Below are 12535 nucleotides of genomic sequence, written 5' to 3' on the forward strand. Positions count from 1 at the left end.
AGGCTTTTTATTGTGCTTGTATCATTAAGCTAAAGTGATAGTAATGATTGTCAGCTAAATACCGTAATTTTCACGGTATTTATTAATACTCGCTAAACTTTTCGCTAATGCAGGTTGCAAAGCAAGGTTCTCTTCAAGGTAAGTGACCACGTCAGCTAGGGTAACAATGGCAATAACTTGTGTACCAAAATCACGTTCAACTTCTTGAATAGCAGATAATTCACCTTGGCCTTTTTCTTGGCGGTCAAGTGCAATTAATACACCTGACAATTGAGCGCCATGGGCCTTAATAATTTCCATTGATTCACGAATAGCAGTACCGGCAGTAATAACGTCGTCCACTAACATTATTTTACCTTGTAAAGGAGAGCCAACTAAGCTTCCACCTTCACCGTGAGTTTTTGCTTCCTTACGGTTAAAGCAATAAGGCATGTCCATACCGTGATGATCGGCTAATGCTACCGCAGTGGTGGTTGCAATTGGTATGCCCTTATAAGCTGGACCGAAAAGCAAATCAAACGCGATAGTAGAATCAACCAGTGCTTGTGCGTAAAAACGCCCCAAGCGTGCTAAATCACCACCGGTATTAAATAAACCCGCATTAAAAAAGTATGGACTTGTACGGCCTGACTTCAAAGTGAATTCACCAAAGCGTAATACTTCTTTCGCTAGAGCAAATTCAATAAATTCACGTTGATAATCTTTCATCTTTATTCCCACTTTAATCAGAGTATTTAGCTAAGTGCTAACTTTTGTAAATCAAATAATTCGTTAATACTGTCTTTTGCTAACGCTAACATATTGTGCATTTCGTCAAAACTAAACGGTGCCTCTTCTGCTGTGCCTTGAATTTCAATCAATTTACCTGTGTCTGTCATAACGACATTCATATCGGTATCGGCAGCAGAATCTTCTGGGTAATCAAGATCCGAAACGGCTTCACCTTTATAAATACCAACAGAAACTGCTGCTATCATGTGCTTTAATGGATTAGTTTTAATAATATCTTTAGCGCGCATATAATTTAAAGCATCGACTAATGCGACACAAGCACCAGTAATTGAAGCAGTACGTGTACCGCCATCAGCTTGTATAACATCGCAATCTACACTAATGGTATTTTCACCTAGGGCTTTCAAATCGACAGCTGCGCGCAATGCACGAGCGATTAAACGAGATATTTCTAACGTACGACCACTTTGTTTGCCGTTAGCTGCTTCTCTGCGCATACGAGTGTGAGTAGAGCGAGGTAACATGCCATACTCTGCTGTGATCCAACCTTTACCTTGTCCTTTTAAAAAACGTGGTACACCGACTTCTACTGAGGCAGTACAAATAACTTTGGTGTCGCCAAATTCAATTAATACTGAACCTTCAGCATGAGTAGTAAATTGACGAGTAATGGTTACAGGACGTATTTGACCTGGAGTTCTGCCGCTTGGACGCATGTTAATATACCTATGGTGAAATAATTGTTGCGCATTATAATCGTTCAGCAACAAATTTGACATAATCACGTGAAAACAATTTGAAATATAGTTAATCTAATTAGGGTCTAGTTAGCAGTACTTTACAATATCCTAATTTATATTGAGTCTACTTATGAAAAGCTTTGTTGTGTTAATGCTTGTTACTTTTGTCTCTTTTTTGTTAATAACACCCGCCTTAGCCGTTAACGCTGATGATTTACCTAAATACAGTAAAGTCTATGATGAAAAAAGCGATCCCTTTAAAGATGCGAATGCGGCAATAAAACTTGCTCAAAAAACTCAGCGTAATGTGCTAATTGAAATTGGTGGCAACTGGTCCAGTTGGTGTAAAAAAATGGATGTTTTTTTGGCTGAAAACCCTGATGTTTATCAGAAGCTCCATAGTAAGTTTGTCTTGTTAAAAATAAGCGTCAGTGAAAGTAATGAAAATGAAGCGTTTATGAAATCGTTAACACCTGTTTTAGGCTATCTTCATAGGTACGTATTAACAAGTAGCGGTAAAATGCTTTTATCAAAATATACTGCCGAATTACTCATTGGTAAATAATATTCTAAAAAACAGTGGTTAGCCTTTATTAATAAATGACAAAGCAGTGCAACAAAAGGATAAATCAATGTCAGGTAAAGCATTAAATAATATCAACAGATTTTTGATAAAAGTTATCAAACACCATCTTGGTCACCACATAAGTTTTCTCGTTGTAAATGATTGAAATTAGTGGCGGGAGCAAAGGCAATCTCTGCACTTCCTAAGGTAGCATTAAGTGAACATGAAAAAGATAAAGTCTTTGATACTTTGCAGGAAGAGCTTTGGTTAACTCTGAGTGGCGCGCTTGATCATTTCTTACCAGAATCAAGTAGTAATTTAAGCATCAAAGAGTTACAAGTCGTTATTTATTCATATAATGTTGTGTATCAGCAATCTACTGAAAAAAGTGAAATTGACTTTATTCTTAAAGGTGTCGGTTGGTTAAATCGCTATATACAAAACCAATTACAAAAAACTTTTATTGAGTTAAGCAAAGTTGTAAAAGAAACCATGCTATGACGGCGCTGTGGCTCGAGAGCTTGAGAAAACTGGCTCTAATCTGCTGGGTTATATTTTTGTCGTAATGTTATCGCTACCCACTTATGGCGGTAATTCAAAAGGTACAGATTGGCAATGGCTAGATCATTAAGTGGGCTTTCTATTATCTAAAACGGGCAAACGTTATTTCTAGTTACCCAAACGTTGGGTGATCGGCGTAAAAGCATTCTCTCACAACAGGTTATTGATTAGGTTCTAATGAGATATCAATTTTCTAAGGCTAATTGACAAGTCTGATCTGAATTCGCTATAGCCACGTATTACTGCACAGTTTAATTATAATTTGGTGTAATAAATCGCTAATCAAAGCGAATGTTATTATTACACTTAACCCGTTTGTCCGATAACGAGGAGTCATACAGCATTGTTAGCACATAAACCACTAGGCGTGATATTTGATCTCGACAACACCTTGGTCTCTTCATCTTTAGATTTTGACAGTATAAGAGCCTCCTTGGGATGTCCAAAAGGCATAGATTTATTAGATTTTATTGATGCTTTACCCGAAATTCATCAAGTTGAAGCTAATGAGCTGATAGTCGAATATGAAATAAATGATGCTCTGACAGCAAAAAAGTTGGCGGGAACCGACCAAATTTTAACTTTGTTAGCAGAGTTTTCTCTACCTTGTGCGATTGTTACCAGAAATTGTCGACAAGCAGCGACAATAAAAGTAAAAAACAATAATATCGATATTGAGATATTACTGACCCGAGAAGATCACAAAGCTAAACCAGCTCCTGATGCGTTACTACATTTAGCTGAGCTTTGGCAGATAGCCCCTGAAAACTTATTGTATGTTGGTGATTATTTATATGATTTGCAAGCGGCGAAAAATGCTAACACCATGTCTTGCCTTATTAATTATGGTGTAACAGCAAGCTATGAAAATTTGGCAGATGTTGTCGTTCACGACCTTAATGAATTAAGCGAGACCATTAAGCAAGTATCAACTGTATAACAAACATAATGGAATTATCTACAGTGTATGTTCTTTACAGTAGGCCTGCATGCACATTAAATCGTTAATTACTTATTTTCAAGTAATACTGTTAGGTATGATACTTGTTCACTCAATACGGTAACTTGCTTTTCTAGATCTGCTACTCTTTGTCCTAGATGAGGCTGATTTTCAGCTGATATATCATCTATATTGACAATGTTAGTCTCAGCTAATTGATTTTCATTGGTATCTGAAAGTAAGTGAACGTAGCGAGAATCACGCTTGCCAGGCTCTCGCGTTAGCTTTTTGACTAATGTCTTATTGTTTAAATTTTGTAATTGATGCAAAGTCGTTTCAACTTCACTGACATCGGTAAACTCAGCTAAGCGATTGGTACGAGTTCTTAACTCTCCCGGGGTTTGAGGTCCTCTGAGTAATAACACACAAATAATGGCTTTTTGCTGGCGTGTAAATTTTAAGTGACCAAATTCAGTATCACAAAAACGATGAAAATATTTATTTACCCTTACCGAAGCTTTTCTATCTACCATTAATTGATTCATTTCTACCAATTCATCGACTAAGTTTTGTACATCACTTTCAGAAAAATTCGTTACTGGCTCACGGTTACTTTTTTGATTACAGCCTAGGGTAATACCATTTAATGAGAGTGGATATTGCTCGGGTGTTGTGATTTCTTTCTCAAGCATTACGCCAATAATGCGGCATTGATCGGCGGATAGTGTGATCATTTTTAAAGTCTCCTGATAAAAGTCTTTGCTGATGTTATAGCAAGCTATGTCTATATTTACTATGTTAAGTTGTCTTATTAGCCATAAAAAAAGCCATAGTATGCTATGGCTTTTAAAAGAATAAAACCTACTTAATACCTTATTCTATATTAGCGATCTGCTCACGCATTTGCTCGATAAGTACTTTTAGTTCTATGGCTGCATTGGTGGTATCAACATTTATCGATTTAGATCCTAAGGTATTTGCTTCACGATTAAATTCTTGCATCATAAAATCTAGGCGACGACCCTGTGCACCACCTTTTGTGAGGATGCTTCTTGTCTCTTTTACATGGCTAGATAGGCGATCAATTTCTTCGTCAACATCCATTTTTTGCGCAAGTAACACTAGCTCTTGTTCAACTCGGCTTGAATCAAGCTCAATTTTGGCGTCAGTGAATTTATCGGTAATCCGCTTACGCTGCCATGCAATGATTTCAGGCATAAATGCTTTTACTTTGTTTGACTGCTCAACAATACCTTCAAGGCGTTGTTCAATTAGTACTTTTAAGTTTTCTCCTTCATTTGTCCTAGCATCAATAAAGTCTTTTAGCGCTTGTTCAAATCCTTCTAAAATTTCTTTTTGAATGTTGGTCATATCAGCTTCTTCAGCTTCCATGACACCAGGCCAGCGCATGATTTCTAAAGGATTTAATTGACTATTAAGTGTTTGTTCGTTTATCCAACCTGCGTGTTGCAGCAGTTGTTCAGCTAAGCCTTTATTAAGCGATAAATTGTTCTTCGCTGATGGGTTAGCATTGAAACGCAAGCTGCACTCTACTTTTCCACGATTTAATTGTTTACGAAATCGCTCACGCAATGCGGGTTCAATGCTACGAAATTGTTCTGGTAAACGGAAGTAAGTTTCCAGAAATCGTTGATTTACAGATCTAATTTCCCAAACTGCATTACCCCAATCACCTTTTACTTCAAAGCGAGAAAAGGCTGTCATACTGTGGATCATATTGTTATCCGTTTGCTGAATCTAAAAATTAAAGTAATTATGCCAAACGCGTAATCAGGTAGCTACTATATTTTATACACTTAAAGAATGAATTTTTATTTATACGAGAGTTAATATAATTTCCATTTTTCTTTAATTTTTTTAAGTTGACCAGAGGTTACTAGTTGTTTAAATGCTGTTTGGTATTTTTTTATCAATGTTGGTGACGTATGAAGACTAAAGGCAATACTGAGTTTGTTATTTAAAGCGGCCACTTCGTTTAATCTTTGTAACTCATTAAAATCATAGCCCAGATTTTTAGCTCTGGTTTCTATGGTGATTTGTGTTGCAAGTATTAAGTCAACTCTATCAATAAATAGCATATCCATGTTTTGTCGTTCGTTAGCAAGTTGGTAAATATTGGAGAAACCTTGAGCAATTAAATATTGTGCTGAATTCGAATTTCTAGAAACAGCGATCTTAAATTTTTTTAATGCGGGTACTTTATAGTTGGTTTTAGCGTAATATTTTTTTAATCCCCAAAAATATAAGCGCTCTTTTTTAAGTGCTCCTATCCAATGAAATTTTTTATTTCTAAGCTTTGTATGTGCAATAGAGTAAATTAAAACATTAGGGTTATGAAGTGCAACTTCGTATGCCCTTGCCCAGGGCATTATCTGAATCTTAGGATGGTCTTTAGTTATTTTAAATAAAGCTTTAACGACATCAGTAGAAAAACCACCTAAGCTACCATCAGGATTTTTAATTTGATAAGGCTCTAGAAGTTCGGTAACAACGTCAATTACTTCAGTTTTGCCATTAAATGCTACTAATAAAAATAAAAAACTTATTGTTAAAATGGTGAGATAATTATTGGATAATTTGATCATATATATTTTAAGTATCTGTAACATACTTGGTAGCAATACTATTGATAAACTTTAACCAAGTTTTCTATTTTATTAATATAGCTCACTTTGTTTGAATGGGTGTTTATTTTATTAAATTTAAGCATAAAAAAAGCAGCTTAGGCTGCTTTTTAAAATAAACGCTAAATATAGATCAACTTAGCACAAAGTCTAGAATACCTATGGCTGCTTTTCGGCCCTGATCAACAGCTGTAACAACAAGGTCTGAACCTAGTACCATATCACCGCCGGCAAAAATATTTTGTTTAGTGGTTTGTAAAGCAAATTCGCTATTATCAGCGGCTAACACCAATCCACGTTTATCTATTTCAACACCGGCATCTTTCATCCATTGTGGCGGACTAGGTAAGAAACCAAAAGCAATAACGACGGCATCAGCTTCCATAATAAACTCACTACCAGCTATCGGTTCAGGGCTTCTTCTGCCTTTTGCATCCGCAGCACCTAGTTCAGTTTTTACAAATTTAACACCGCAGGCGTTACCTTCTTTATCAATAGCAATATCAAGAGGCTGTATGTTAAATTGAAAGTTAACACCTTCTTCTCTAGCATTTTGAACCTCGCGTGGTGAACCCGGCATATTGGCTTCGTCACGACGATAAGCACAGGTTACTTCGGTAGCACTTTGACGAATTGACGTACGTACACAATCCATTGCCGTATCACCACCACCGAGTACTATGACTTTCTTATTTTCAAAACTGATAAAAGGTTTAGCATTTTCAGTAATTTTCATTAAGTTTTGTGTATTACCGACTAAGAAATCGAGGGCGGTATAAACACCAGCAGCGCCTTCGTGTTCAAAACCACCTGTCATATCTGTGTAGGTGCCGAGTGCTAAAAATACCGCGTCGTACTCTTCACTTAATGAATCAATGGTAATATCAACACCGACATTGACATTTAATCTAAATTCAATGCCCATGCCTTCAAAAATTTCACGACGCGTTTGAATAACATCTTTTTCTAGTTTGAATGATGGAATACCAAATGTGAGCAAGCCACCTATTTGAGCATGTTTGTCGTAAACAACAGCGTCGATACCATTACGTGTTAGTACGTCAGCACAAGATAAACCTGCAGGGCCAGCACCAATAACAGCAACACGTTTGTTCACTTTTACTACGTCTGATAAGTCGGGTTTCCACCCTTGTGCAAACGCAGTGTCGGTAATATATTTTTCGATATTACCAATAGTAACTGCACCAAAATCTTCATTTAATGTACAGGCAGACTCACAGAGTCTGTCTTGTGGACAAACACGGCCACACATTTCTGGTAAGCTATTTGTTTGATGACATAAGTCAGCAGCTTCAAAAATCTTACCTTCTGTAACCAATTCTAACCATTGTGGAATATAATTGTGAACAGGGCATTGCCACTCACAATAAGGATTACCACAATCTAAACAACGGTCTGCTTGGCCAGCACTTTGGTCAGTACTCAATGGCTGATAGATTTCAACAAAATTTATTTTACGTTGTTCAATCGCTTTTTTAGGCGGATCGATGCGTTTAACATCGATAAATTGATAAACATTTTTACTCATACTGTTTTCCCTTAATTCGCATTCTCGACACGACTACTGTGCTTGAACGCGAAGTTCAGCAGATGAACGACTACGATGACCTAATAAGGTTTTAACATCGGTTGCCGTAGGTTTAACTAATTTAAATCGTGGTGCGTAAGCATCAAAGTCAGCTAATATTTCTTGAGCGCGTGCACTACCTGTTTCATCAAAATGTTGGTTAATAATACCGCGTAAATGTTCTTGATGAATAGTCAGATCACTTATTGGTAATAATTCAATAGATTCGCTATTTAAGCGGACATCTAAATCACCTGATTCATCAAACACATAAGCAAAACCACCTGTCATACCGGCACCAAAGTTTACACCAACTTGCCCAAGAATGGTCACTATGCCACCCGTCATGTATTCACAAGCATGATCGCCAGTGCCTTCAATCACAGCATGAGCACCCGAGTTACGCACCGCAAAGCGCTCACCCGCACGGCCACAGCCATAAAGTCTGCCACCGGTTGCGCCATATAAACAAGTATTACCCATAATCATGGTTTTATGACTTAAATACTCAACACCTTTAGGTGGCTTGATGGTTAGCTTACCGCCAGTCATTCCTTTACCAACGTAATCATTGGCATCACCGGTTAGGGTCATTTCTAAGCCACCGGCATTCCAAACACCAAAACTTTGGCCAGCTGTGCCATTAAGATAAATTTTAATAGGAGATGACGCCATCCCTTGGTCACCATGATGACGAGCAATTTCACCCGATAATGATGCACCGACAGAACGATCAGTGTTTTGTATAGCAAAACGGAACTCACCGCCTGCGCTGTGTGAAACAGCATCAGTACAAGCCGCCAATATTTCTTTATTTAATACGCCTTTGTCAAAGGGATTATTTCCTTCTGTTTGATAAAGAGCTGTATCAGCACCTGCTACAACAGGTGCAATAATAGGTGATAAATCTAATTTTTGCTGCTTAGCTGTTAAACCTGTCAGTTGAACTAGTAGGTCGGTTCGACCAATTATCGCGGTCAAGCTTTCGACCCCTAAACGAGCTAAAATTTCACGCACTTCTTGGGCAATAAACTTAAAGTAGTTCATGACTTGCTCAGGTAAACCTTTAAAGAATTTTTCACGCAAAACATCATCTTGTGTTGCGACACCTGTAGCACAATTATTTAAATGGCAGATACGTAAGAATTTACAGCCCAGAGTGACCATAGGCGCAGTACCAAAACCAAAGCTTTCTGCACCTAAAATTGCCGCTTTAACAATGTCGATACCAGTTTTTAATCCGCCGTCAACTTGCAAACGTACTTTATGACGCAAACCGTTAGTCACTAATGACTGGTGTGCTTCGGCTAAACCTAACTCCCATGGACAACCGGCATACTTAACCGAACTCAATGGACTAGCTGCAGTACCACCGTCGTAACCTGAAATGGTAATAAAATCAGCGTAAGCTTTAGCAACACCAGAAGCGATAGTACCAACACCAGGTCCTGAAACCAGTTTTACTGAAATAACCGCTTTAGGGTTAACTTGCTTTAAATCAAAAATAAGCTGAGCTAAATCTTCAATTGAATAAATATCATGATGTGGTGGTGGAGAAATCAATGTCACACCGGGTACTGAAAAGCGCAACTTAGCAATTAATGGTGAAACCTTATCACCGGGTAATTGACCACCTTCACCAGGTTTTGCACCTTGAGCGACTTTTATTTGTAGTACATCGGCATTCACTAAGTAATGCGGTGTTACCCCAAATCGGCCAGAAGCAATTTGTTTGATACGTGAATTTTTTACGGTACCAAAGCGGCGTTCGTCTTCACCCCCTTCACCTGAATTTGAATAACCGCCTAAACGGTTCATGGCAATTGCCAATGCTTCATGAGCTTCAGGACTTAATGCACCAATAGACATAGCGGCACTATCAAAGCGTTTAAACATTTCAGTATCAGGTTCTACTTTGCTGATATCAATTGATTGGGTGTCTTCTTTAAAGCCCAATAAGTCACGTAATGTTGTTACTGGGCGTTTATTTACTTGATCGGCGAACAGGCGGTAATCTGCATAATCACCAGATTTAACTGCTTTTTGTAGGTAAGTCACGACATCAGGGTTATAAGCGTGGTATTCACCGCCATGTACATATTTAAGTAAGCCGCCGTGATTGACTTTTTGATGTGCTAAAAAGGCTTTGCGAGCAAGGTTAATGTTGTCTTGTTCTATGTCTGAAAAATCAGCTCCTTGAATACGACTCGGTAAATCAGGGAAGCATATTTTCATTATATTTTGATGCAAACCAATCACTTCAAACAAACCTGCACAACGGTAACTGGCGATTGTTGAAATACCCATCTTAGATAATATTTTCAACAAGCCTTTATTAATGCCATCACGATAGTTCATTACAGCTTGACGAGCCGTTAACTCAATTTGTCCTTGTTCAACTAATTGTTCAATCGTTTCAAAAGCAAGATAAGGATAAACTGCAGTAGCGCCTAAGCCCAGTAGTACAGCAAAGTGATGTGAATCTCTTGCCGATGCCGTTTCAACAATTATATTTGAGTCACAACGTAATTGCGTTTCAACTAAGCGTTGCTGTACTGCACCAACCGCCATCGCTGCGGGTATAGGTAATAACCCTTTATCAATTTGACGGTCTGAAAGTACTAAAATAACGGTGTTTTTATCACGAACTAATGCCTCGGATTCATCACATAAACGGATGATTGCAGCTTCTAAACCTTCTTCTGTGCGGTAATTTAAGTTCAGTGTGTCACTGCGGTAATACTCAGGGTCAAGTTCACGTAGCTGTTTTAATCCGGTATACATTAATACAGGTGTTGCAAACAAAATTCTGTTGGCATGGCCTGTTGTTTCGTTAAAAACATTATGCTCACGACCAATGCAGGTACCTAGTGACATAACATAGCGTTCACGTAATGGATCAATGGGTGGATTTGTTACCTGAGCAAATTGTTGACGGAAGTAATCATAAATTGTACGAGGTTGACTTGAAAGCACAGCCATAGGGGTGTCGTCGCCCATAGAGCCAGTTGCCTCCATACCATTTTCAGCCAATGTTTTCACAATTTGATGAATTTCTTCGTAACTGTAATTAAACATTTTATGGTATTGCGATATGCTTTTATCATTAAAAATACGCTTACCAATAAGTTCGGCATCGAGTTGATGAAACGGTACTAAACGGCGGATGTTTTTATCCAACCATTCACGATAAGGGTGGCGAACTTTTAGTTCTTCATCAATATCTGTAGAAGTGAATATTTTGCCAGTGTAAGTATCAATGGCAAGCATTTCACCGGGGCCAACGCGACCTTTTTCAACTACTTCATCTTCACCGTAATCCCAGATACCTACTTCAGAGGCAAGGGTGATAAAACCGTCACGAGTAATAACATAACGAGCAGGACGTAAGCCGTTTCTATCTAAATTACAGGCAACATGGCGACCATTGGTAACCACAACGCCGGCTGGGCCGTCCCATGGTTCCATATGCATAGAATTAAATTCGTAAAACGCTTTTAAGTCTTCATCCATTAACGGACTATTTTGCCAAGCAGGTGGCATTAATAAACGCATACCTCGGTATAAATCCATACCGCCAGCAAGGAATAATTCAAGCATATTATCTAGTGATGATGAGTCAGAACCACTTTCATTGACAAAGGGTGCAGCATCTTGAAGATCGGGTAATAAAGGAGATTTAAATATGTGGGTACGGGCACGACTCCACTGTCGGTTACCTTTAATTGTATTAATTTCACCGTTATGAGCCAAATAACGAAAAGGTTGTGCTAAATGCCACTGTGGAGAAGTATTGGTTGAAAAACGTTGATGAAAAACACAAATGGCCGTTTGCATGCGAATATCAGCAAGGTCTAAATAAAAGTTAGGTAAGTCTACTGGCATCATTAAGCCTTTATAGATAGTTACCAAGCACGACAAACTTGCCACATAAAAAACGTTATCTTCAATGCGTTTTTCTGCACGACGACGTGCCATAAATAAGCGGCGCTCTAAATCTCGATTTCTCCAGCCCGGAGGAGCATCAACAAAAACTTGCTCTATTTGTGGCATGTTATTGACAGCTGTTTCACCCAACATAGAAGTATCAGTAGGGACTATGCGCCAGCCAATAAGTGTTAGGGTTTCACGCGCTAACTCTTCTTCAAGAATCTTTTTACTTAAAGTGGCTTGAATAGGGTCAGGATTGAGGAAAATCATACCTACAGCGTATTTTTTGCCAAGCTTCCAGTTGTTTTCTTCGGCAATAGCTCGAAAGAAAGTATCAGGTTTTTGCATCAACAAGCCACAACCGTCACCTGTTTTACCATCAGCAGCGATACCGCCACGATGCTGCATGCGATCAAGTGCATGAATTGCCGTTTTTACTAGTTTATGACTTGCTTCACCTTGTTGGTGAGCAATTAAGCCAAATCCGCAGTTGTCTTTTTGAACGCTGTGATCGTAAAGCATGATGTTATTTTCTCCTCAGGAAATAACCACTTGAGCACAGAGAACATGTTAAAGGAATAAAGTTATACAAATAATGCATAAATACTCTGTTTTCACTCAGGTGGAACCCTTCACATTAAACACTTATCGATAAAAGGTCAATCAAAATAGAGTATTTGCTCGTAGTTTTTATACATTAGTCTAACTGCCTGTTTTGATTGATTATTGTGTATGATGGTTAGTTTTGTTGATTTAGTTGTGTATTTTTCAAGCTGTTATCAATAGGTTTTAGCGAGTTGAGAATGATTTTTGTTTACTTTGTTGTAATTTAAT

Annotated in this window: 11 protein-coding genes; 4 read left to right on the plus strand and 7 right to left on the minus strand. The window is 38.1% G+C overall.

From position 1 onward, the window contains the following. Positions 1-54 precede the first annotated feature (54 nt). Both pyrE and rph read right to left on the minus strand, forming a co-directional pair. Positions 55-708, minus strand: coding sequence for an orotate phosphoribosyltransferase (gene pyrE, locus H4J66_RS12820; protein ID WP_182175320.1), 654 nt, complete (start codon positions 706-708; stop codon positions 55-57). A 26-nt stretch (positions 709-734) separates the two neighbouring features. Next, on the minus strand, positions 735-1448 hold the full coding sequence (rph, locus tag H4J66_RS12825; protein WP_070375502.1) for a ribonuclease PH: 714 nt from the start codon (positions 1446-1448) through the stop codon (positions 735-737). A gap of 154 nt (positions 1449-1602) precedes the next feature. Between rph and H4J66_RS12830 the strand changes: the two genes are divergently transcribed. The 4 genes from H4J66_RS12830 to H4J66_RS12840 all read left to right on the plus strand — a co-directional run bounded on the left by H4J66_RS12830 (position 1603) and on the right by H4J66_RS12840 (position 3538). After that, a complete protein-coding gene (locus H4J66_RS12830) occupies positions 1603-2037 on the plus strand; it encodes a thioredoxin family protein (protein ID WP_182175322.1) in 435 nt (144 codons plus the stop codon). Between the two features lie 171 nt (positions 2038-2208). Beyond that, complete coding sequence (locus tag H4J66_RS12835) at positions 2209-2538, plus strand: hypothetical protein (protein ID WP_182175324.1); 330 nt, start codon at positions 2209-2211, stop codon at positions 2536-2538. Positions 2539-2545: 7 nt separating this feature from the next. After that, on the plus strand, positions 2546-2668 hold the full coding sequence (locus H4J66_RS20410) for a hypothetical protein (protein WP_259368526.1): 123 nt from the start codon (positions 2546-2548) through the stop codon (positions 2666-2668). A gap of 273 nt (positions 2669-2941) precedes the next feature. After that, positions 2942-3538 carry an HAD family hydrolase gene (locus tag H4J66_RS12840; protein ID WP_182175326.1) on the plus strand — a complete coding sequence of 199 codons (597 nt, stop codon included), beginning with the start codon at positions 2942-2944 and terminating at the stop codon, positions 3536-3538. 68 nt (positions 3539-3606) lie between these two features. Here H4J66_RS12840 and H4J66_RS12845 read toward each other — a convergent pair whose 3' ends face one another. The 5 genes from H4J66_RS12845 to gltB all read right to left on the minus strand — a co-directional run bounded on the left by H4J66_RS12845 (position 3607) and on the right by gltB (position 12226). Continuing rightward, the gene (locus H4J66_RS12845) at positions 3607-4272 is read right to left on the minus strand and encodes a YceH family protein (RefSeq protein ID WP_182175328.1); all 666 of its coding nucleotides are present in this window, start codon (positions 4270-4272) and stop codon (positions 3607-3609) included. A gap of 139 nt (positions 4273-4411) precedes the next feature. Next, positions 4412-5275: a YicC/YloC family endoribonuclease gene (locus H4J66_RS12850; RefSeq protein ID WP_182175330.1), complete on the minus strand. Its 864-nt coding sequence runs from the start codon at positions 5273-5275 to the stop codon at positions 4412-4414. Positions 5276-5385: 110 nt separating this feature from the next. Further along, a complete protein-coding gene (locus H4J66_RS12855) occupies positions 5386-6144 on the minus strand; it encodes an ABC transporter substrate-binding protein (RefSeq protein WP_182175332.1) in 759 nt (252 codons plus the stop codon). Positions 6145-6316: 172 nt separating this feature from the next. Beyond that, positions 6317-7732, minus strand: a complete 1416-nt coding sequence (locus tag H4J66_RS12860) for an FAD-dependent oxidoreductase (protein WP_182175334.1) — start codon at positions 7730-7732, stop codon at positions 6317-6319. A 33-nt stretch (positions 7733-7765) separates the two neighbouring features. Beyond that, positions 7766-12226, minus strand: a complete 4461-nt coding sequence (gltB, locus tag H4J66_RS12865) for a glutamate synthase large subunit (RefSeq protein ID WP_182175509.1) — start codon at positions 12224-12226, stop codon at positions 7766-7768. Positions 12227-12535 lie beyond the last annotated feature (309 nt).

Source organism: Colwellia sp. MB3u-55 (genome assembly GCF_014076785.1).
GTDB lineage: Bacteria > Pseudomonadota > Gammaproteobacteria > Enterobacterales > Alteromonadaceae > Colwellia_A.